The organism is Enterobacter sp. ECC-249 (genome assembly GCF_043965265.1).
Lineage (GTDB): Bacteria > Pseudomonadota > Gammaproteobacteria > Enterobacterales > Enterobacteriaceae > Enterobacter > Enterobacter quasiroggenkampii.
This window is the reverse complement of the sequence record NZ_CP143660.1, coordinates 38,775-59,859: the sequence shown is the minus strand read 5'-3', so window position 1 is coordinate 59,859 and position 21,085 is coordinate 38,775. Positions and strand designations below refer to the sequence as shown.

The 21,085-nt window shown below is 55.0% G+C and carries 24 protein-coding genes; 12 read left to right on the top strand and 12 right to left on the bottom strand.

Annotated features, from left to right (window positions below; translation table 11 throughout):
• Nucleotides 1-21: 21 nt before the first annotated feature.
• On the bottom strand, nt 22-1,533 hold the full coding sequence (gene pepA, locus V1587_RS00330) for a leucyl aminopeptidase (RefSeq protein WP_371899192.1): 1,512 nt from the start codon (nt 1,531-1,533) through the stop codon (nt 22-24).
• 266 nt (nt 1,534-1,799) lie between these two features.
• Here pepA and lptF point away from each other — a divergent pair, with 266 nt between their 5' ends.
• The 5 genes from lptF to mtgA all read left to right on the top strand — a co-directional run bounded on the left by lptF (nt 1,800) and on the right by mtgA (nt 8,059).
• Nucleotides 1,800-2,900, top strand: coding sequence for an LPS export ABC transporter permease LptF (gene lptF, locus V1587_RS00325; RefSeq protein ID WP_213328852.1), 1,101 nt, complete (start codon nt 1,800-1,802; stop codon nt 2,898-2,900).
• Nucleotides 2,900-3,982 carry an LPS export ABC transporter permease LptG gene (lptG, locus tag V1587_RS00320; RefSeq protein ID WP_371899191.1) on the top strand — a complete coding sequence of 361 codons (1,083 nt, stop codon included), beginning with the start codon at nt 2,900-2,902 and terminating at the stop codon, nt 3,980-3,982. Before lptF ends, lptG begins: the two co-directional genes overlap by 1 nt.
• A 135-nt stretch (nt 3,983-4,117) precedes the next feature.
• Complete coding sequence (arcB, locus tag V1587_RS00315) at nt 4,118-6,451, top strand: aerobic respiration two-component sensor histidine kinase ArcB (protein ID WP_371899190.1); 2,334 nt, start codon at nt 4,118-4,120, stop codon at nt 6,449-6,451.
• 232 nt (nt 6,452-6,683) lie between these two features.
• Entirely contained in the window at nt 6,684-7,337 is a 654-nt protein-coding gene (gene elbB, locus V1587_RS00310) for an isoprenoid biosynthesis glyoxalase ElbB (RefSeq protein WP_371899220.1), read from the top strand.
• On the top strand, nt 7,334-8,059 hold the full coding sequence (gene mtgA / locus V1587_RS00305; protein ID WP_371899189.1) for a monofunctional biosynthetic peptidoglycan transglycosylase: 726 nt from the start codon (nt 7,334-7,336) through the stop codon (nt 8,057-8,059). The genes elbB and mtgA overlap by 4 nt, the downstream gene beginning before the upstream one ends.
• 39 nt (nt 8,060-8,098) lie before the next feature.
• On the opposite strand, the gene npr is transcribed toward mtgA, so the two are convergent.
• The 11 genes from npr to V1587_RS00250 all read right to left on the bottom strand — a co-directional run bounded on the left by npr (nt 8,099) and on the right by V1587_RS00250 (nt 16,018).
• Complete coding sequence (gene npr, locus V1587_RS00300; RefSeq protein ID WP_003861872.1) at nt 8,099-8,371, bottom strand: PTS phosphocarrier protein NPr; 273 nt, start codon at nt 8,369-8,371, stop codon at nt 8,099-8,101.
• The gene (gene rapZ, locus V1587_RS00295) at nt 8,368-9,222 is read right to left on the bottom strand and encodes an RNase adapter RapZ (RefSeq protein ID WP_014885397.1); all 855 of its coding nucleotides are present in this window, start codon (nt 9,220-9,222) and stop codon (nt 8,368-8,370) included. The genes npr and rapZ overlap by 4 nt, the downstream gene beginning before the upstream one ends.
• A gap of 45 nt (nt 9,223-9,267) precedes the next feature.
• Complete coding sequence (gene ptsN, locus V1587_RS00290; protein ID WP_008501443.1) at nt 9,268-9,759, bottom strand: PTS IIA-like nitrogen regulatory protein PtsN; 492 nt, start codon at nt 9,757-9,759, stop codon at nt 9,268-9,270.
• An 82-nt stretch (nt 9,760-9,841) separates the two neighbouring features.
• Nucleotides 9,842-10,129 carry a ribosome hibernation promoting factor gene (gene hpf / locus V1587_RS00285; RefSeq protein ID WP_008501444.1) on the bottom strand — a complete coding sequence of 96 codons (288 nt, stop codon included), beginning with the start codon at nt 10,127-10,129 and terminating at the stop codon, nt 9,842-9,844.
• 22 nt (nt 10,130-10,151) lie between these two features.
• Nucleotides 10,152-11,585 (bottom strand): RNA polymerase factor sigma-54, encoded by a 1,434-nt coding sequence (rpoN, locus tag V1587_RS00280; RefSeq protein ID WP_371899188.1) that lies wholly within the window; start codon nt 11,583-11,585, stop codon nt 10,152-10,154.
• A 47-nt stretch (nt 11,586-11,632) separates the two neighbouring features.
• Entirely contained in the window at nt 11,633-12,358 is a 726-nt protein-coding gene (gene lptB, locus V1587_RS00275) for an LPS export ABC transporter ATP-binding protein (RefSeq protein WP_023309359.1), read from the bottom strand.
• A 6-nt stretch (nt 12,359-12,364) separates the two neighbouring features.
• Nucleotides 12,365-12,919: a lipopolysaccharide ABC transporter substrate-binding protein LptA gene (gene lptA, locus V1587_RS00270; RefSeq protein WP_023309358.1), complete on the bottom strand. Its 555-nt coding sequence runs from the start codon at nt 12,917-12,919 to the stop codon at nt 12,365-12,367.
• Nucleotides 12,888-13,463, bottom strand: a complete 576-nt coding sequence (gene lptC, locus V1587_RS00265) for an LPS export ABC transporter periplasmic protein LptC (RefSeq protein WP_023309357.1) — start codon at nt 13,461-13,463, stop codon at nt 12,888-12,890. The genes lptA and lptC overlap by 32 nt, the downstream gene beginning before the upstream one ends.
• Nucleotides 13,460-14,026 carry a 3-deoxy-manno-octulosonate-8-phosphatase KdsC gene (gene kdsC / locus V1587_RS00260; RefSeq protein WP_023309356.1) on the bottom strand — a complete coding sequence of 189 codons (567 nt, stop codon included), beginning with the start codon at nt 14,024-14,026 and terminating at the stop codon, nt 13,460-13,462. Before kdsC ends, lptC begins: the two co-directional genes overlap by 4 nt.
• Before the next feature lie 14 nt (nt 14,027-14,040).
• Nucleotides 14,041-15,027 (bottom strand): arabinose-5-phosphate isomerase KdsD, encoded by a 987-nt coding sequence (gene kdsD / locus V1587_RS00255; protein ID WP_371899187.1) that lies wholly within the window; start codon nt 15,025-15,027, stop codon nt 14,041-14,043.
• 13 nt (nt 15,028-15,040) lie between these two features.
• Nucleotides 15,041-16,018 (bottom strand): calcium/sodium antiporter, encoded by a 978-nt coding sequence (locus V1587_RS00250; RefSeq protein WP_023309354.1) that lies wholly within the window; start codon nt 16,016-16,018, stop codon nt 15,041-15,043.
• 227 nt (nt 16,019-16,245) lie between these two features.
• Here V1587_RS00250 and mlaF point away from each other — a divergent pair, with 227 nt between their 5' ends.
• The 7 genes from mlaF (at nt 16,246) to murA (ending at nt 21,039) form a co-directional block, all read left to right on the top strand.
• Nucleotides 16,246-17,058, top strand: coding sequence for a phospholipid ABC transporter ATP-binding protein MlaF (mlaF, locus tag V1587_RS00245; RefSeq protein WP_023309353.1), 813 nt, complete (start codon nt 16,246-16,248; stop codon nt 17,056-17,058).
• A 7-nt stretch (nt 17,059-17,065) separates the two neighbouring features.
• Nucleotides 17,066-17,848, top strand: a complete 783-nt coding sequence (mlaE, locus tag V1587_RS00240; RefSeq protein ID WP_023333605.1) for a lipid asymmetry maintenance ABC transporter permease subunit MlaE — start codon at nt 17,066-17,068, stop codon at nt 17,846-17,848.
• A 4-nt stretch (nt 17,849-17,852) separates the two neighbouring features.
• Nucleotides 17,853-18,401 carry an outer membrane lipid asymmetry maintenance protein MlaD gene (mlaD, locus tag V1587_RS00235; RefSeq protein WP_371899186.1) on the top strand — a complete coding sequence of 183 codons (549 nt, stop codon included), beginning with the start codon at nt 17,853-17,855 and terminating at the stop codon, nt 18,399-18,401.
• Between the two features lie 18 nt (nt 18,402-18,419).
• The gene (mlaC, locus tag V1587_RS00230; protein ID WP_371899185.1) at nt 18,420-19,055 is read left to right on the top strand and encodes a phospholipid-binding protein MlaC; all 636 of its coding nucleotides are present in this window, start codon (nt 18,420-18,422) and stop codon (nt 19,053-19,055) included.
• Nucleotides 19,055-19,348, top strand: a complete 294-nt coding sequence (mlaB, locus tag V1587_RS00225) for a lipid asymmetry maintenance protein MlaB (RefSeq protein ID WP_371899184.1) — start codon at nt 19,055-19,057, stop codon at nt 19,346-19,348. Before mlaC ends, mlaB begins: the two co-directional genes overlap by 1 nt.
• A gap of 126 nt (nt 19,349-19,474) precedes the next feature.
• Nucleotides 19,475-19,729: a BolA family iron metabolism protein IbaG gene (ibaG, locus tag V1587_RS00220; RefSeq protein WP_008501458.1), complete on the top strand. Its 255-nt coding sequence runs from the start codon at nt 19,475-19,477 to the stop codon at nt 19,727-19,729.
• 50 nt (nt 19,730-19,779) lie between these two features.
• Nucleotides 19,780-21,039, top strand: a complete 1,260-nt coding sequence (gene murA, locus V1587_RS00215) for a UDP-N-acetylglucosamine 1-carboxyvinyltransferase (protein ID WP_023309349.1) — start codon at nt 19,780-19,782, stop codon at nt 21,037-21,039.
• Nucleotides 21,040-21,085 lie beyond the last annotated feature (46 nt).

Sequence of the window (21,085 nt, the reverse complement as noted above, 5' to 3'; positions counted from 1 at the left end):
CCACCGGGCAACAGACGGCAATTATTCGTCGCCGTTAAAACCCGCACGATTGAGCAGGAACTGCGACAGCAGCGCCACTGGACGACCGGTTGCGCCTTTGGCCTTGCCGGAGCGCCATGCGGTACCCGCGATATCAAGGTGCGCCCAGTTGTACTTACGGGTGAAGCGCGCCAGGAAGCAGCCCGCGGTGATCGCCCCGCCAGGACGTCCGCCGATGTTCGCCATATCCGCGAAGTTAGACTCCAGCTGCTCCTGATATTCGTCACCCAGCGGCAGACGCCATGCGCGGTCACCGGCCTGCTCCGAGGCACCAATCAGCTCGTGCGCCAGCGGATTGTGGTTCGACATCAGGCCGGTGATGTGGTGGCCCAGCGCAATCACACAGGCGCCGGTGAGAGTGGCGACGTCAATCACCGCTTCAGGCTCGAAGCGCTCAACGTAGGTCAGCACGTCACACAGCACCAGACGGCCTTCGGCGTCGGTGTTCAGCACTTCAACGGTCTGGCCGGACATGGTGGTCAGAACGTCACCTGGACGATAGGCGCGCCCGCCAGGCATGTTTTCGCAGCCCGCCAGTACGCCGATCACGTTGATAGGCAACTGAAGTTCCGCAACCATGCGCATCACGCCGTAAACCGCCGCCGCGCCGCACATGTCGTACTTCATCTCATCCATGCCTTCGGCAGGCTTGATGGAGATACCGCCGGAGTCGAAGGTCAGGCCTTTACCGACCAGCACGACAGGACGCGCGTCTTCGGACGGATTGCCTTTGTACTCGATGACGGACATCAGGGATTCATTCTGCGAGCCGTTACCGACCGCCAGATAAGAGTGCATTCCCAGCTCTTTCATCTGCTGTTCGCCGATGACGCGGGTAATGACGTTTTTGCTGTAGGCGTCGGCCAGCTGACGTGCCTGAGAGGCCAAATACGCCGCGTTACAGATGTTAGGCGGCATGTTGCCGAGATCTTTGGCCGCTTTAATGCCGGCAGCAATCGCCAGACCGTGCTGGATAGCGCGTTCGCCGCTGGTCAGTTCGCGACGGGTTGGCACGTTAAAGACCATTTTACGCAGCGGACGACGCGGCTCGCTTTTGTTGGTCTTCAGCTGATCGAAGCTGTACAGGCTCTCTTTTGCCGTTTCAACCGCCTGACGCACTTTCCAGTAGGTGTTACGTCCTTTGACGTGCAGCTCGGTCAGGAAGCAGACGGCTTCCATTGATCCAGTATCATTCAGCGTATTGATTGTTTTCTGAATCACCTGCTTATACTGACGTTCATCCAGCTCGCGTTCTTTGCCGCAGCCAATCAGCAGAATACGTTCTGACAGTACGTTCGGAACATGGTGCAGTAACAGCGTCTGCCCAGGTTTGCCTTCCAGTTCGCCACGGCGCAGCAGGGCGCTAATATAGCCGTCACTGATTTTATCGAGTTGCTCGGCGATCGGGGAGAGTCGGCGTGGTTCAAAGACGCCCACAACGATGCAGGCACTCCGCTGTTTCTCCGGGCTACCACTTTTTACACTGAACTCCATGCACTACGCTCCTGAATCTTAAAGACAACGGCGGCTGCTACGGATAGAATTGAAACCTTTCGTAACTCATGTCCGCTGTTGTGGTGACTTCGTGTTAATCTTACGTTACTACGGTTTCGACACGTCAGAAAAAGTCCTGAAGCGTGAATCCGCTGGATGTTTTAATCTTAGCGATGATTTCGACGACTCAAGAGAATAAATGACGTTTAAGCCATGAAACAAGCGAAATTCCTGCAAAGAGACGGGTTTTTACGGGCGTATTTAAAGTGATAATCATAAGATATCTGGTGCGGGAGACGCTCAAAAGCCAACTGGCGATCCTCTTCATCCTGCTGCTGATTTTTTTCTGTCAGAAGCTGGTTAAGATCCTCGGTGCGGCCGTTGACGGCGAAATTCCAACAAATCTGGTGCTTTCCCTGCTTGGTTTAGGGATCCCGGAAATGGCGCAGCTCATCCTGCCGCTAAGTCTTTTCCTTGGCCTGCTCATGACGCTTGGGAAACTCTACACCGAGAGTGAAATCACGGTGATGCATGCCTGTGGCCTGAGCAAAGCGGTACTGGTGAAAGCGGCGATGATACTGGCGCTGTTCACGGGTATTGTTGCTGCGGTGAACGTGATGTGGGCGGGCCCCATGTCTTCCCGCCATCAGGACGAAGTGCTGGCCGAAGCGAAAGCCAACCCCGGCATGGCGGCGTTAGCCCAGGGGCAGTTCCAGCAGGCAACCGACGGCAACTCCGTACTGTTTATTGAGAGCGTTGACGGCAGTAAATTCAACGATGTCTTCCTGGCGCAGCTGCGTCCCAAAGGTAACGCGCGTCCGTCCGTGGTGGTTGCAGACTCCGGTCAGCTTGCTCAGCGCAAAGATGGTTCTCAGGTCGTGACGCTGAACAAAGGCACCCGTTTTGAAGGCACCGCGATGCTGCGCGACTTCCGTATCACGGATTTCCAGAACTATCAGGCCATTATCGGCCATCAGGCGGTGGCGCTCGATCCAACGGATACCGAGCAAATGGACATGCGGACCCTCTGGAATACCGATACCGACCGAGCGCGCGCTGAGTTCCACTGGCGTATTACGCTCGTCTTCACCGTGTTTATGATGGCGCTGATTGTCGTTCCGCTGAGCGTGGTGAACCCTCGCCAGGGACGCGTGCTCTCTATGCTGCCGGCGATGCTGCTTTACCTGATCTATTTCCTGCTGCAAACCTCGATTCGTTCTAACGGCGCGAAGGGAAAGCTGGACCCTATGGTCTGGACATGGTTCGTCAACAGCCTGTACATCTTACTGGCGCTTGGGTTAAACCTGTGGGATACGGTGCCTGTGCGCCGCATACGTGCCCGATTCTCGCGTAAAGGAGCCATCTAATGCAGGCGTTTGGCGTTCTTGATCGCTATATCGGTAAAACCATTTTTACCACCATCATGATGACCTTGTTCATGCTGGTGTCGCTCTCCGGCATTATCAAATTTGTCGATCAGCTGAAAAAAGCCGGGCAGGGGAGCTATGACGCGATGGGCGCGGGGATGTATACCCTGCTCAGCGTGCCGAAAGATGTGCAGATCTTCTTCCCGATGGCGGCCCTGCTGGGCGCGCTGCTGGGGCTGGGGATGCTGGCGCAGCGCAGTGAACTGGTCGTTATGCAGGCCTCTGGGTTTACCCGCATGCAGGTCGCACTGTCGGTGATGAAAACCGCGATCCCTCTGGTGCTGTTGACCATGGCGATTGGCGAGTGGGTCGCGCCGCAGGGCGAACAGATGGCGCGTAACTACCGTGCTCAGGCGATGTACGGCGGCTCACTGCTCTCGACTCAGCAAGGTTTATGGGCGAAAGACGGTAAAAACTTCGTCTACATCGAACGGGTAAAAGGGAATGATGAACTGGGTGGGGTGAGCATCTACGCTTTTGATGACCAGCGCCGTCTGCAGTCAGTCCGCCACGCCTCTTCGGCGAAATTTGACGCCGAGCATAAACAGTGGCGTTTATCCCAGGTCGATGAGTCTGACCTGACCGATCCGAAACAGATCGCAGGTTCTCAGACGGTAACCGGGACGTGGAAGACCAACCTGACGCCCGACAAGCTCGGGGTCGTGGCGCTGGATCCTGACGCGCTCTCCATCAGCGGTTTACATAACTATGTGAAATACCTGAAGTCGAGCGGGCAGGATGCAGGGCGTTATCAGCTCAACATGTGGAGCAAAATCTTCCAGCCGATGTCCGTGGCGGTGATGATGCTGATGGCGCTGTCGTTTATCTTCGGTCCGTTACGCAGCGTGCCGATGGGGGTGCGCGTCGTGACCGGTATCAGCTTCGGCTTTGTGTTCTACGTGCTCGACCAGATCTTCGGTCCGCTGACGCTCGTTTATGGCATTCCGCCGATTATCGGTGCGCTGCTGCCAAGCGCCAGTTTCCTCCTGATCAGCCTCTGGCTGTTGTTAAAACGCTCCTGAGTGACCTCTCCTCGCTTCCGGTTACCCGGGAGCGAGGCTAATCTCCTGTTTCACCCCGCACTTTTTCTCACAACCTTCAACGCCTCGCCGCGAATTTGAGTATTATTGAGCGATAACGTCGTGAAGGGATCCTCTATGAAGCAAATTCGAATGCTTGCCCAGTATTACGTCGACCTGATGATGAAGCTTGGGCTGGTGCGTTTTTCCATGCTGCTTGCGCTGGCGCTGGTCGTTCTGGCCATTGTTGTGCAAATGGCCGTTACCATGGTTCTGCATGGTCAGGTCGAGAGTATCGACGTCATTCGCTCCATCTTCTTTGGCTTGCTCATTACGCCCTGGGCGGTCTATTTCCTTTCCGTAGTGGTTGAACAGCTGGAAGAGTCCCGTCAGCGCCTGTCTAAGCTGGTTGATAAACTGGAAGAGATGCGCGAGCGTGACCTGAAGCTCAACGTCCAGCTTAAGGACAACATTGCGCAGCTGAATCAGGAGATTTCAGATCGTGAGAAGGCGGAGGCCGAGCGTCAGGCCACCCTGGAGCAGCTGAAAATTGAAATGAAAGAGCGCGAGGTCACGCAGATCCAGCTTGAGCAGCAATCCTCTTTTCTGCGGTCGTTCCTGGATGCATCGCCGGATCTGGTGTTCTACCGTAATGAAGATAAAGAATTTTCCGGCTGTAACCGGGCGATGGAATTGCTTACCGGAAAAAGCGAGAAGCAGCTGATTCACCTGAAGCCGCAGGACGTTTACTCTGAAGAGGCGGCGGCCAAGGTCATGGAGACCGACGAAAAAGTCTTCCGTCATAACGTCTCGCTGACCTATGAGCAGTGGCTGGATTACCCGGACGGACGCAAAGCCTGCTTTGAGATCCGTAAGGTGCCGTACTATGACCGCGTGGGGAAACGCCATGGCCTGATGGGCTTTGGCCGCGATATCACCGAGCGTAAGCGCTATCAGGATGCTCTGGAGCGCGCCAGCCGCGACAAGACCACCTTTATCTCCACCATCAGCCACGAGCTGCGTACGCCGCTAAACGGCATTGTCGGACTGAGCCGTATTCTGCTGGATACCGACCTGACCGCAGAGCAGGAAAAATACCTCAAGACTATTCATGTCTCAGCGGTCACGCTGGGTAATATCTTCAATGATATTATTGATATGGATAAGATGGAGCGCCGTAAAGTTCAGCTTGATAACCAGCCGGTTGATTTCACCAGCTTCCTTGCCGATCTCGAAAACCTGTCCGGCCTGCAGGCGCAGCAGAAGGGACTGAGTTTTGTCATGGAGCCCACCCTGCCGCTGCCGCATAAAGTGGTGACTGACGGCACGCGGCTGCGGCAGATCCTGTGGAACCTGATCAGCAACGCGGTGAAATTCACCCAGAAGGGGCAGGTGGCGGTGCGTATCCGCTATGACGAAAGCGACATGCTGCACTTCGAGGTGGAAGACTCCGGGATTGGTATTCCGCAGGAGGAGCAGGACAAAATTTTCGCGATGTATTACCAGGTGAAAGACAGCAACGGCGGGAAACCGGCGACCGGAACAGGCATTGGCCTGGCGGTCTCTAAACGTCTGGCGAAGAGCATGGGCGGTGATATCACCGTAGCCAGCCAGCCGGGCAAAGGATCAACCTTCACGCTGACGGTCCATGCGCCGGCGGTGGCGGAAGAGGTAGAAGATACCTTTGAAAATGACGATATGCCGCTGCCTGCTCTGCACGTCCTGCTGGTGGAAGACATTGAGCTGAACGTGATCGTGGCGCGCTCTGTACTGGAAAAGCTGGGCAACAGTGTGGATGTCGCGATGACCGGTAAAGCCGCGCTGGAGATGTTTAAACCCGGCGAATACGATCTCGTTCTGCTGGATATTCAATTACCGGATATGACCGGGCTGGATATCTCGCGCGAGCTGACGCGTCAGTACGCGGCCGACGAACTGCCGCCGCTGGTTGCCCTGACGGCGAACGTGCTGAAAGATAAAAAAGAGTATCTCGATGCCGGTATGGACGATGTACTCAGCAAGCCGCTGGCGGTGCCTGCTTTGACCGCTATGATCAAAAAGTTCTGGGATACCCACGATGAAGAGGAGAGCACCATGACGTCTGTTGATAGCGCAAAAGCCCAAACGATTCTCGATACCGCGATGCTGGAGCAGTACATCGATCTGGTCGGCCCGAAACTGATTACCGACGGTCTGGCAGTGTTCGAAAAAATGATGCCGGGCTATCTGAGCGTGCTGGAATCCAACCTGACGGCCCGCGACCAGAAGGGGATCGTTGAAGAAGGTCATAAAATTAAAGGTGCCGCTGGCTCGGTTGGCTTACGCCACCTGCAGCAGCTGGGACAACAGATTCAGTCGCCTGATTTACCTGCATGGGAAGATAACGTGGGTGATTGGGTTGAAGAGATGAAGCAAGAGTGGCAAAACGATGTTGCGGTGCTTAAAGCCTGGGTCGATGCCAGAAAAAAATGACCCCGGCTTAACCGGGGTGCGCGAATACTGCGCCAACACCAGGGAAATCGTGGCTGCGCCTGTTTTTTAAAGTTATTTTCGAAAGGGCGCTGCCTGAAAAATTTAGGCCGCACGCAGATAAGATAGCAAATCTTAAATGGTTTGTTACATGAATCAGTGAAATGTGTGAAGCATAGCGTTTTAATCAAAATTATTAATGTGCTTCAGCAAGTTGCAGAAAAGGATTGTCATGATGAAAAAGATTGGTGTCGTGCTGAGCGGATGCGGTGTATACGATGGTTCTGAGATACATGAAGCCGTAATCACGCTGCTGGCCCTGGCAAAGCACGGAGCAGAGGTTATTTGTTTTGCGCCAGACAAAAATCAGGCGGATGTGATTAACCATCTGACCGGTGAGCCGATGGCGGAAACCCGTAACGTACTGATTGAAGCCGCGCGTATTGCGCGAGGCGATATCCATCCTCTTATTCAGGCAGACCCTAAAGAGCTTGATGCGCTCATTGTGCCGGGTGGATTTGGCGCGGCCAAAAATCTCAGTACCTTTGCCGAGCAGGGCGCGGAGTGTCAGATCGATCCTCATCTCAAAGCGCTGTCGCAGGCCATGCATGCGGCAGGAAAACCGCTGGGCTTTATCTGTATCGCACCGGCGATGCTGCCTAAGATTTTTGATTTTCCGCTGCGCCTGACCATCGGGACGGATATTGATACTGCGGAAATCGTTGAGGAAATGGGGGGCGAACACGTTCCGTGCCCGGTGGATGACATTGTGGTTGATGAAGATAATAAAATTGTCACCACGCCTGCCTATATGCTGGCGCAGAATATTGCTGAAGCGGCCATGGGGATCGAAAAGCTGGTCGCCCGCGTGCTGGTGCTGGCTGAATGAGTCGTCAATCCGGGGCTGGCTCGTGGGTAAAACGTACCCTGTTACGCATCGTTCTGGTGCTGGCAGTGTTTTGGGGCGGTGGACTCGCCCTGTTCAGTATTATGCCGGTTCCGTTCTCCGCCGTGATGGTTGAGCGTCAGCTCGGCGCGTGGTTCAGCGGCGATTTCGGCTATGTTGCCCACTCTGACTGGGTGAGCATGGACGAGATCTCGCCGTTCATGGGGCTGGCGGTCATCGCGGCGGAGGACCAGAAATTCCCGGAGCACTGGGGGTTCGACGTGGCCGCGATTGAGAAGGCGCTGGCGCATAACGAACGTCATGAAAACCGCGTGCGCGGCGCGTCAACGCTGTCGCAGCAGACGGCCAAAAATCTATTTCTGTGGGATGGTCGAAGCTGGGTGCGAAAAGGGCTGGAGGCGGGGTTGACCCTGGGGATGGAGACGGTCTGGAGCAAAAAACGCATTCTGACCGTCTATCTCAACGTCGCAGAGTTTGGCGACGGCGTTTTTGGCGTGGAAGCTGCCGCCCAGCGTTATTTCAATAAGCCAGCCAGCCGTCTGAGCATGTCAGAAGCAGCGTTATTGGCCGCCGTTTTACCGAACCCTATCCGCTTTAAAGCCAGTGCCCCATCAGGTTACGTGCGAAGCCGCCAGGCGTGGATAATACGCCAGATGAATCAGCTGGGCGGAGAGGGTTTTATGCAGCGTAATAATCTAATGTAGGGCGGGTAAGCGCAGCGCCACCCGCCGAAGGGGCGAACGTTAGTCTTCGTCAAAGCCGGCGTTAAACAGGGCTATCACCGCCGCCAGCGCTTCCTCTTCCTGAGGGCCGGTGGCTTCGACCTCAATCTGGCGCCCTTTGGCGGAATCCAGCATCAGCAGGGCGATCACGCTGTTCGCTTCCGCTTCGGTACCTTCGTCATTCCGCAGCAAAACTTCTGCATCGAAACCCTGCATCAGCTCAAACAGCTTCATCGCCGGGCGGGCGTGCATACCCAGCTTGTTGGTGATCTCAACGGTCTGTTTTACGGTCATGTTTTACGTTTTTCCAGCGTGCGATGACGGGACTGAACGTTCTTCCCGCGCGAGCGGAAATAGTCGGCCAGCTGTTCGGCGATATAAACCGAACGATGTTTACCGCCGGTACAGCCAATCGCCACCGTCAGGTAGCTACGATTGTTTGTCTCCAGCATAGGTAACCATAGCTCAAGGTAGCTTCGCGTCTGGTAGATAAAATTGTGAACTTCTGTGTGCCGGTCGAGGAAGGCCGCGACGGGTTTATCCAGACCGGTCATTGGGCGCAGCTTCGGATCCCAGTGCGGGTTCGGCAGGAAGCGCACGTCGAAAACGTAATCCGCATCAATCGGAATACCGTGCTTAAAGCCGAAGGATTCGAACACCATCGTCAGTTCACGCTCGCGTTTACCCAACAGCCGGGTACGCAGCATTTCCGCCAGCTCGTGAACGGACATCTCAGAGGTGTCGACAATCAGGTCCGCACGAGAACGCAGCGGTTCCAGCAGATCGCTCTCTTCATCGATCGCGCTCTCCAGAGAGAGGTTCTTACTGGAAAGCGGGTGCAAGCGACGGGTATCGCTGTAGCGACGGATCAGCGTATTGCGGTCTGCATCAAGGAACAGCAGCTGAGGCGAGAACGCATCAGGCAGGTTGCTCATGGCCTGTTCGAAGATCTCTGGCGATTCCGGCATGTTACGAACGTCGATGCTGACGGCGGCAGAGGTTTGTCTCTCTGCAAGCGTGCGGGCCAGATCGGGCAACAACACGACCGGCAGGTTATCGACGCAGTAAAAACCCATGTCTTCCAGCGCGCGCAGAGCAACGGATTTCCCCGACCCTGAACGGCCACTGACAATCATCAGCACCATGTTCCGTTTCTCCTCAGGACAACAGATGTGAAGGCCATCTCCTGGTTATGCATCATCCTGATTGCCTTCTGCTTCAGTGATAATTTGATAGAGCTCTTCATCACTTTGAGCCGAGCGCAGTCGACGGCAAATGGTTTTATCAGCCAGACGCTTGGCGACCAGCGACAGCGTATGCAGATGGGTTTTCGTCTGGTCAGCAGGCACCAGCAGCGCGAAGAGGAGATCGACGGGCTGGTTATCAATGGCATCGAATGCGATCGGTGTTTCAAGCTGCACAAACACACCGACGGCACGCAGGGTATCCTCTTCCAGTTTGCCATGCGGGATCGCGATGCCGTTGCCGATACCGGTACTGCCCATCTTTTCACGGGTCAGAATCGCTTCGAACACCACCTGCGGCGGCAGGCCCAGCTGTTTTGCGGCCAGTTCACTGATGATCTCCAGCGCACGTTTTTTGCTCTGGCAGTGAACCGCACTGCGGGTACATTCCTGGTTAAGGACATTGCTCAGTTGAAGAGCGGAATCGTTGTTCATCATAATTTCACCTAAGCGCTAACTGTACAAATGGCCTGTTGTGTTTCACAACAGGCCGTCCTGCACCCGTTAACTGCCCGGACAATTAGTGTTGTTTCAGTTTATCTTTATGTTTATTGAGCTGTCGTGCAAGCTTATCAATCAAGCCGTCGATAGCAGCGTACATGTCTTGCCCTTCCGCACTGGCATGCAGTTCACCCCCGTTAACATGCAGGGTGGCATCCGAGATATGAGTCACTTTCTCCACTTTCAACACAATATAGACCTGATTGATCCTTTCGAAATACTGCTCGAGTTTTGCAAACTTCGCGTTCACAAAGTCGCGTAAAGCCTCAGTAATTTCGACGTTTTGTCCAGTGATGTTGAGCTGCATAGTGTCTTCCTTATCGGTTGTGTCAGACCAGCTGTTTACGCTGGTTGGACGGCGGAATGGATAAAGACTCTCGATACTTCGCAACAGTACGACGTGCCACCATAATACCCTGATCGGACAGCATGGTGGTTAACTTACTGTCGCTTAGTGGCTTCGCGGGGTTCTCCGCGGCGATCAACTTCTTCACCAGGGCACGAATGGCCGTTGACGACGCTTCGCCGCCGCCCTCGGTATTCACATGGCTGGAGAAGAAATACTTAAGCTCAAATATACCGCGTGGACTGTGCAGATACTTCTGCGTGGTGACACGGGAAATGGTTGATTCATGCATCTCGACGGCCTGGGCGATATCCGCCAGTACCATCGGTTTCATATACTCTTCGCCCTGCTCAAAGAACGCCTGCTGCTGTTCGACAATACAGCGGCTGACGCGTAGCAGCGTATCATTTCGGCTCTCCAGACTTTTGATCAGCCATCGCGCTTCCTGAAGATTGCTACGAATGTATTGATTGTCGGAGTCGTTACGCGCGCTGGTGCACATGGAGGCATACTGCTGGTTGATTTGCAGGCGAGGGATGCTGTCTGAATTCAGTTCAACTACCCAGCGGCCGTTGTGTTTTCTGACCAGCACATCCGGGATCACGTACTCGGGTTCGCTGGTCTGGATCGACTGACCGGGGCGCGGATCGAGCGACTGGATCAGATTCACCGCTTCTTTCAGCACCTCTTCCTTCAGGCGCGTGACGCGCATCAGGCTGCGGAAATCGTGGTTTGCCAGCAGATCCAGATGATCGCTGATGATTAAGCGCGCCTCGTCGAGCCATGGCGTCTCTTTGCTGAACTGAGAGAGCTGGATCAGCAGGCAGTCGCGCAGATCTTTTGCGGCTACGCCTACCGGATCGAAACGCTGAATGCGCTTCAGAACGGCTTCAACTTCCTCAAGCTCAATCTCATCGTCGCCCATGCTTTCCAGAATATCGTCCAGCGTAACGGTCAAATAGCCGGTGTCGTCAACGGCATCGACAATTGACGTGGCAATCGCGCGGTCGGTATCGGAGAAGGGGGTAAGTTCCACCTGCCACATAAGGTAATCCTGCAGCGACTGGGTGGTTTCGCCCTGATAGACCGGTAGCTCATCGTCCTGGTAGTCTGCACGCGTACCGGAAGGGGTTCCGGCCGTGTAGATTTCATCCCAGCTGGCATCAAGCGGAAGCTCGTCGGGCATCTCTTTTTGTTCGAGTGCATCCGCAGTGTCGAGCGCTTCTGTATCCTGTGACTGCTGAGTGTCTACCTCGTCATGAAGATCGGTTTGTTCCAGCAGGGGGTTGCTGTCCAGCGCCTGCTGGAGCTCCTGCTGAAGTTCTAACGTGGACAGTTGCAGCAGGCGAATTGCCTGCTGTAGCTGCGGCGTCATTGCCAGTTGTTGGCTGAGCCTTAATTGCAAACCTTGCTTCATGTTCAGAGCATTTTTCTCCGGTTCGGCGTTACGTTACCTCTACCCTATCAGAGTCTGAAGTCTTCCCCAAGATAGACGCGCTTAACATGATCGTCTTCAAGGATCTGCTGCGGCGTACCGTGGGCGATCAGATTGCCCTGGCTCACAATATACGCGCGTTCACAAACGGCCAGCGTTTCACGGACGTTATGGTCGGTGATCAGGACGCCAAGCCCGCTGTCGCGCAGGTGTTCAATGATTCGTTTAATGTCGATAACCGAGATCGGGTCAACGCCGGCAAACGGTTCATCCAGAAGGATAAATTTCGGATTTGCGGCCAGCGCACGCGCAATCTCAACGCGACGGCGTTCCCCGCCGGAGAGTGCCTGACCGAGGCTGTCGCGCAGATGCTCAATATGGAACTCTTCCATCAGCTCGTTGGCACGATCCTGACGCTGTTCGCTGGTCAGGTCGTTACGAATTTGCAGGACCGCCATCAGGTTATCGTAAACGCTGAGACGACGGAAAATGGAGGCTTCCTGCGGCAGGTAGCCGATCCCGCGACGCGCGCGCGCGTGCAGCGGCAGAAGGCTGATGTCTTCATCGTCAATGATAATGTTGCCGGCATCACGCGGCACAATGCCAACGACCATGTAGAAGGTGGTGGTTTTACCCGCACCATTAGGGCCAAGCAGCCCCACAATTTCGCCGGAGTTGACGGTCAGACTGACATCTTCTACGACACGGCGGCCCTTATAGGCCTTCGCGAGATTTTTTGCAGTTAATGTTGCCATAACGAATTAGTTACTCTTCTTCTGTGCCGGGGCCTGGCCTTTGCCTTTGTCCTGCAGCTGCGACGGAACCAGTACGGTCGTGACGCGTTTGCCTTTCTCGCTGGAGGCCTGCATTTTTTGCTCTTTCACCAGATAGGTGATCTGGTCGCCGGTAATGTTGCTGTCCAGCTGTTCCAGATACGCATTTCCGGTCAGGATGACCAGGTCCTTCGCCAGCTCGTAGTGCATATGCGAAGCGTGGCCTTTCACCGGCTTGCCGTTGTCCTGCATCTGGTAGAAGGTTGCCGGGTTGCCGTAACCATCAATGATCTCTTTGCCCTGCTCGCCACCCGGACGGGTCACGACCACTTTGTCGGCGTTAATTTTGATGGTGCCCTGAGTCATGACGACGTTACCCGTGAAGGTGACGACGTTGCCCTGCATATCGAGAGACTGGGTATCAGACTCGATATGGATCGGTTGGTCGGTATCGCCCGTTACAGCAAGCGCGGGGAGACTGGTCGCCAGCATCGCGCTGGCGATAATTACTTTAAGGCTGAGTTTGTTTGTTTTGAATTTCATAGGAGGTTCTAACCTTTTCAATCAGCTCGGCGTTCTTGCTGCGTAAGTTCCCGCGCATTCTCAAACCGCTGGAATTAAATGTTGTGCCATACAGTGTGACCAGATCCTGCGAGGTCACGTCCTGGGTTACCAGGTTAATCTGGGCATTATCCGTCGTAATTTTTCGCAGTTGCGAGTCAGCGGTCAGGGCGTTGACTTCAACGTGACCATACAGATAAAGCATACGGTCATTTGTCAGTTTTGCCCGATCTGACTTAATTGACCACGTCGGCACTTTGTCCTTATCAAATGTGGTCATGACAGGCTGGGTAAACCACGAAATACCGTCATCTGAAAAATATTCAACATGCTGGGCAATCAGGCGATAGTTCAGCGCGCCTTCCGGGCTGTAGACCACGGTGTCGCTGTGATCGCTTTTATAGGTTGGATCGTTATTGTTGACCACTTCCGTTTGCGTATCGTCGCGATCGGCAAGGTTCACGCCAATCAATACCAGTGCGACAAGCGAAAGCAAAATGATAATCCAGCGTCTGGTTTTACTCATATCGATTGCCCTTTGGCCTCATCAAGCTTGCCCTGCGCCAGCAAAAGCAGATCGCAGACTTCACGTACGGCACCACGGCCCCCGTTGATGTGGGTAACGTAGTCAGCGCGTGGGATCAGCAGCGGATGCGCATCGGCAACGGCGATGCTCAGCCCGACTTCAGCCATCACGGGCCAGTCAATCAGATCGTCCCCGACGTAGGCCACGTTTTCCGGTGCGATAGCCAGTTTACCCAGTAAATCCTTAAACGCCGCCATCTTATCGGACTGACCCTGATACAGATGGGTAATTCCTAAGGTTTCACAGCGGTCTTCTACCAGTTTAGCTTTTCGCCCGGTGATGATAGCCACCTCAATACCTGAGGTGAGCGCACAGCGGATACCGTAGCCGTCGCGAACGTTAAACGCTTTAAGCTCTTCACCATTATTGCCCATGTAAATCAGGCCATCGGAAAGTACGCCATCCACGTCCAGGATGAGCAGACGAATATTTTCCGCCTTTGCCATCATCTGGGTGCTGACCGGACCATAACAGGTTGCAAGGGATGCACCCGCATTACTCATTGTCTTATCCTTCATTACACTACGCCTGCGCGCAGCAGATCATGCATATGTACCACACCCAGCAACTGGTCGCCATCGGCAACCATCACTGAGGTAATGTGACGGGACTGCATCAGGTTCAGCACATCTACGGCCAGCGTACCCGGACGCACGCGGATACCGCCCGGCGTCATCACGTCGGCAATGCCGAGCGTGCGGACATCTACACCCATGTCGAACACGCGACGCAGGTCGCCATCGGTGAAGATCCCCTGAATTTTCATCAGATCGTCGCACACGACCGTCATACCCAGATTCTTACGGGTGATTTCCAGCAGCGCATCACGCAGGGAGGCTTCTTTACCGACGTGAGGGATCTCGTCCCCGGTGTGCATAATATCGTTTACCCGAAGCAGAAGTTTGCGCCCCAGCGCGCCGCCCGGGTGGGAAAGCGCGAAATCTTCCGGCGTAAAACCGCGGGCTTCGAGCAGCGCAACGGCAAGCGCATCACCCATGACCAGCGCGGCGGTGGTGCTGGACGTCGGCGCCAGGCCGAGCGGACAGGCCTCCTTGGGCACTTTCACGCAAAGATGAATATCGGCTGCCCGCGCCATGCTACTTTCCGGACGGCTGGTCATGCAAATAAGCGGCACCTGCAGTCGCTTCAGTACCGGGATCAGCGCCAGAATTTCATTGGACTCACCGGAGTTAGACAGCGCGATGACGATATCCTGCGGCGTAACCATACCCAGGTCGCCGTGCGCGGCCTCCCCCGGGTGTACAAAGAAGGAAGAGGTTCCGGTGCTGGCAAACGTTGCCGCCATTTTGCGTCCAATGTGGCCGGACTTGCCCATCCCCATCACCACGACTTTACCGGCACAGTAGAACATCTTCTCACATGCCAGACTAAAATCCTGATTAATGTACTGATCTAACTGCGCCAGACCTTCACGTTCAATCTCCAGAACCTCTTTGCCCGCTTTCTGAAAGTCAAAATCCGGCTGCAATTCTATTTGCGACATAATGCGTTTCCGTTTACCCAGAGAGAAGAGGCGAGAGCCAGTACAGCATCGCCATCCATACGATAAAACCACCCGTCAGCAGCGCGCCTGCGCCTTTGCCGATCTGTCGTTGCCGCCGCCAGCAGAGCAGGGCAAATATCACGCTGACCAATAACATCACGCCGTAGTCGCGTGAGAACGCCAGAGGATTAAAGGGCCCAGGCGTAATCAGGGCCGGGAGGCCCATCACAATGGCGATATTAAATATGTTGGAACCGATGATATTACCAATGGCAATGTCATCCTCACCTTTACGTGCCCCCGCAATGGCCGTGGCCAGCTCCGGCAGGCTGGTGCCGATGGCAATCACCGTCAGACCGATAGTCAGTTCACTGATGGCGAAATAGTTCGCCAGCACCGTCGCGTTATCCACGACCATGCGCGTTGCCATCGGCATGATGATCAGCGCAACGCCAAGCCAGAGCAGGGCAACAGGCAGCGTACCTTCTCGGGGAAGCTCGGCGACCTGCTCACGGGTGAGACTATCCTGACCCTGCTTCTCAGCCAGACGGGCGATTTTAACACTATACAGCAGCCAGATGACGGCCAGTGCCAGCAAGAAAATGCCGTCGCTGTAGCTCAGTACACCATCGTAAAATACGCAGCCTGCCAGCAGGCTTACGATTAACATTAGCGGCAATTCACGGCGCAGAACATCAGAATGCACGCGAAATGGATGGAGCAGGGCGGCCAGGCCTAAAATCAAGAGTATATTGACGATGTTCGAGCCAATCGCGGTACCGACTGCCAGGTCTAGCTGACCATGCAGCGATGCCGAGACAGAGACGATGATTTCAGGAAGTGACGTTCCAACGCTGACAACGGTCATCCCGATGACGACAGGCGGTACGCCCGTCAGGCGACACAGGATAGATGCAGCAAACACTAAACGGTCAGCACTGTAGACCACCAAAAGTAAACCAATTATTAACAGTGCTGTTGCTAAAAGCATCAAAAGTCCTTTCTTCAGGTATACTCGTCGGTCCATCGCGCGGAAATGGCTGGACTGCATACAGTCTGAGGCGTAACGAATTCCTAATTTTGACTTTATGCGCCGGAAAAGTAAAACAAATGCCAGCTTTCGCTAACCTCAACGGCTATTATTCTGTAAAAATGCGCAGTTGAGGGCTGATTCTGGCGGCATGCCTTAACGTGAGCAGGGTAATAAAGGAACCATAAATGAGCCAAACGATGGCGAATTTAGTCGATGTTCGCGGTGTGAGTTTTTCTCGCGCCAACAGATTGATATTTGATGATATTTCGTTGACCGTACCGCGTGGCAAGATCACTGCCATCATGGGCCCGTCCGGGATCGGTAAAACGACCTTACTGCGCCTTATTGGTGGGCAGATCCCACCGGATCGCGGTGAAATCCTCTTTGATGGCGAAAACATCCCGGAGATGTCACGCTCGCGCCTGTATACTGTCCGCAAACGCATGAGCATGCTCTTTCAGTCGGGAGCCTTGTTCACCGACATGAATGTCTTTGATAACGTGGCCTATCCGCTGCGTGAGCATACCAGCCTGCCGCCTGAACTGCTGAAAAGCACGGTGATGATGAAGCTTGAAGCCGTCGGTTTGCGAGGCGCCGCGAAGCTGATGCCTTCGGAGCTGTCCGGCGGGATGGCGCGCCGCGCCGCGCTGGCGCGAGCTATTGCATTAGAACCTGATTTAATCATGTTCGACGAACCTTTTGTTGGACAGGATCCCATCACGATGGGCGTGCTGGTGAAGCTCATCTCTGAACTGAACAGCGCGCTTGGCGTTACCTGCATTGTGGTATCGCACGATGTACCGGAAGTATTGAGCATTGCCGATTACGCCTATATCGTGGCGGACAAAAAGATCGTCGCACACGGTAGCGCCCAGGCGCTGCAGGAAAATTGCGATCCGCGCGTGCGGCAGTTCCTCGACGGTATTGCCGATGGCCCTGTGCCGTTCCGCTACCCGGCGGGCGACTATCGTGACGATTTACTGGGAATAGGGAGTTAAGCCACTCATGCTGTTAAATGCGTTGGCCGCTCTCGGACACCGTGGCATAAAAACCATCAGGACGTTCGGGCGTGCCGGATTGATGTTATTCAACGCGCTGGTCGGCAAGCCGGAATTCCGTAAGCACGCGCCGCTGCTGGTGCGGCAGCTTTATAATGTCGCCGTGCTGTCGATGCTCATCATCATTGTTTCCGGTCTGTTTATCGGTATGGTGCTTGGGCTACAGGGCTATCTTGTGCTGACAACCTACAGTGCGGAAACCAGCCTCGGGATGCTGGTGGCGCTCTCGCTGCTGCGCGAGCTGGGGCCGGTTGTGGCGGCGCTGCTGTTCGCCGGACGCGCGGGATCGGCATTAACGGCTGAGATTGGCCTGATGCGTGCTACCGAGCAGCTTTCCAGCATGGAGATGATGGCGGTCGACCCGCTGCGTCGCGTGATCTCACCGCGTTTCTGGGCTGGGGTAATCTCTTTACCGTTACTGACTATTCTGTTTGTCGCCGTGGGTATCTGGGGCGGTTCGCTGGTCGGCGTGCACTGGAAAGGCATTGATGCCGGTTTCTTCTGGTCCGCGATGCAGGACGCCATTGACCTGCGAATGGATCTGGTTAACTGCCTGATTAAAAGCGTGGTATTTGCCATTACGGTCACCTGGATTGCATTGTTCAATGGTTACGATGCCATCCCGACGTCGGCGGGTATTAGCCGCGCAACAACACGTACAGTCGTACATTCGTCGCTGGCCGTACTGGGTCTGGATTTTGTGCTCACCGCACTGATGTTTGGGAATTGAGTTCATGCAAACGAGAAAAAATGAAATTTGGGTCGGTGTATTCCTGCTGCTGGCGCTGCTGGCCGCGCTGTTTATCTGCCTCAGAGCGGCGGATATTACATCTGTGCGCACCGAGCCGACGTATCGCATTTATGCCACCTTCGATAACATCGGCGGGCTGAAAGCGCGTTCACCGGTCCGCATCGGCGGCGTGGTGATCGGGCGCGTATCTGACATTACGCTGGATGAGAAGACCTATCTGCCGCGCGTCGCGATGGATATCGAAGAGCGTTACAACCACATTCCGGACACCAGCTCCCTTTCTATCCGGACTTCCGGTCTGCTGGGCGAACAATATCTGGCGCTTAACGTCGGTTTTGAAGACCCCGAGCTGGGAACGTCTATCCTTAAGGACGGGAGCGTGATCCAGGACACCAAGTCCGCCATGGTGCTGGAAGATATGATTGGTCAGTTCCTTTACAACAGTAAAGGGGATGATAAAAAGTCTGACAATGCCCCTGCGCAGAGTGAAGACCATACCAATGCCGCGCCGACCCCAGGTGCTGCGAATTAATATCAGGAGAAGTCATTCATGTTTAAACGACTGTTAATGGTTGCCATGCTGGTCATTGCCCCTCTCACCGCGGCGCACGCGGCGGATCAGAGTAACCCGTACAAACTGATGGACGAGGCCGCGAAGAAAACCTTCGATCGTCTTAAAAACGAACAGCCTAAAATTCGTGCCAATCCTGATTATCTGCGTGACGTCGTTGACCAGGAGCTGCTGCCGTACGTGCAGATTAAATATGCGGGTGCGCTGGTGCTGGGACGTTATTACAAAGACGCGACTCCTGCGCAGCGCGATGCTTACTTTGCCGCGTTCCGTGAATACCTGAAACAGGCTTATGGCCAGGCGCTGGCGATGTACCACGGTCAGACCTATCAGATTGCGCCTGAGCAGCCGCTGGGCGATGCGACCATCGTCCCTATTCGCGTAACGATCAACGATCCTAACGGCCGTCCGCCGGTGCGTCTGGATTTCCAGTGGCGTAAAAACAGCCAGACCGGCCACTGGCAGGCGTATGACATGATCGCCGAAGGCGTAAGCATGATCACCACCAAACAGAACGAATGGAGCGATCTGCTGCGCACCAAAGGCATTGATGGCCTGACCGCTCAGCTGCAGTCCATTGCTCGTCAGAAAATCACGCTGGACGAGAAGAAGTAATGTCACAGCAACTCAGCTGGTCGCGTGAAGGCGAGACATTAAAGCTGTCCGGTGAACTGGATCAGGATCTGCTGAACCCACTCTGGGACAAACGTCATGAAGCGATGCAGGGCGTGACGCTTATCGACTTAACCGGCATCACGCGGGTGGATACGGCAGGCGTTGCGCTGCTTGCCCATCTGGTTGCAGTAGGGAAAAAGCAGGGGACAAGCGTCACGCTTCGCGGCGCGAGCGAGAATGTCGTGACCCTTGCGCAGCTCTACAATCTCCCTCAGGACGTATTGCCTCGTTAATATTTTCAGTGCGTTACTTCCGAAAGCCCTGACAGTTTCATCGTCGGGGCTTTTTGCTTGTTTAAGACGACGCCACTTTGCTCTAAGATGTTGGGCTTGTTTTCACTATCAGATGATTAAGAACCCATGGAAAATCATGAAATCCAGACAGTGCTGATGAATGCACTCTCCCTTCAGGAAGCCCACGTCACTGGCGATGGCAGTCACTTCCAGGTTATTGCTGTGGGTGAGATGTTCGACGGCATGAGCCGCGTGAAGAAACAGCAGGCTGTGTACGCGCCGCTGATGGAATATATTGCGGATAACCGCATCCACGCCCTGTCGATTAAAGCGTTCACCCCGCAAGAGTGGGCACGCGATCGCAAACTAAACGGTTTTTGAGCTGAGGGCGACAGGCCCGCAGCACGGTTGAATTTATAAGAGAGCACACAATGGATAAATTTCGTGTACAGGGGCCAACGCGTCTCCAGGGCGAAGTCACAATTTCTGGCGCAAAAAATGCCGCGCTGCCAATCCTCTTTGCTGCGCTGCTGGCTGAAGAGCCGGTAGAAATTCAGAACGTACCGAAGCTGAAAGATATCGACACCACCATGAAGCTGCTCACCCAGCTGGGGACGAAAGTTGAGCGTAACGGTTCCGTCTGGATCGACGCCAGCAAGGTGAACAACTTCTCAGCCCCTTACGATCTGGTGAAAACCATGCGTGCATCCATCTGGGCGCTTGGCCCGCTGGTGGCGCGTTTTGGCCAGGGGCAGGTCTCTCTGCCGGGCGGCTGCGCCATCGGTGCGCGTCCGGTTGACCTGCACATCTTTGGTCTGGAGAAGCTGGGCGCAGAGATCAAGCTGGAAGAAGGTTACGTTAAAGCGTCCGTCAATGGTCGTCTGAAAGGCGCGCACATTGTCATGGACAAAGTGAGCGTGGGCGCAACGGTCACCATTATGTCTGCGGCGACGCTGGCAGAAGGGACCACCATCATCGAAAACGCCGCGCGTGAACCGGAGATTGTGGATACCGCCAACTTCCTCGTGGCGCTGGGGGCGAAGATTTCCGGTCAGGGTACCGACCGTATCACCATCGAAGGCGTTGAGCGTCTGGGCGGTGGTGTCTACCGCGTACTGCCGGACCGTATCGAAACCGGTACCTTCCTGGTCGCTGCGGCGATTTCTGGCGGTAAGATTGTGTGCCGCAACGCGCAGCCAGATACCCTGGATGCGGTGCTGGCGAAACTGCGCGATGCGGGGGCGGATATCGAAATCGGTGAAGACTGGATCAGCCTCGATATGCACGGCCAGCGCCCAAAAGCGGTCAATGTACGTACGGCGCCGCATCCGGCGTTCCCTACTGACATGCAGGCGCAGTTCACCCTGTTGAACCTGGTTGCCGAAGGCACTGGCTTCATCACAGAAACCATTTTCGAGAACCGCTTTATGCACGTACCGGAGCTGATCCGTATGGGTGCGCATGCTGAGATCGAGAGTAATACCGTGATTTGCCACGGCGTTGAGAAACTGTCAGGTGCTCAGGTGATGGCAACCGATCTGCGTGCGTCTGCAAGCCTGGTTCTGGCGGGGTGTATTGCGGAAGGTACAACGATCGTGGATCGTATCTATCACATCGATCGTGGTTATGAGCGTATCGAAGATAAACTGCGCGCGCTGGGTGCCAACATCGAGCGTGTGAAGGGCGAGTAATCGTTCCGGCAGCCCCCTGCCAGCAATGACCGGGGGGTTGCTGTTC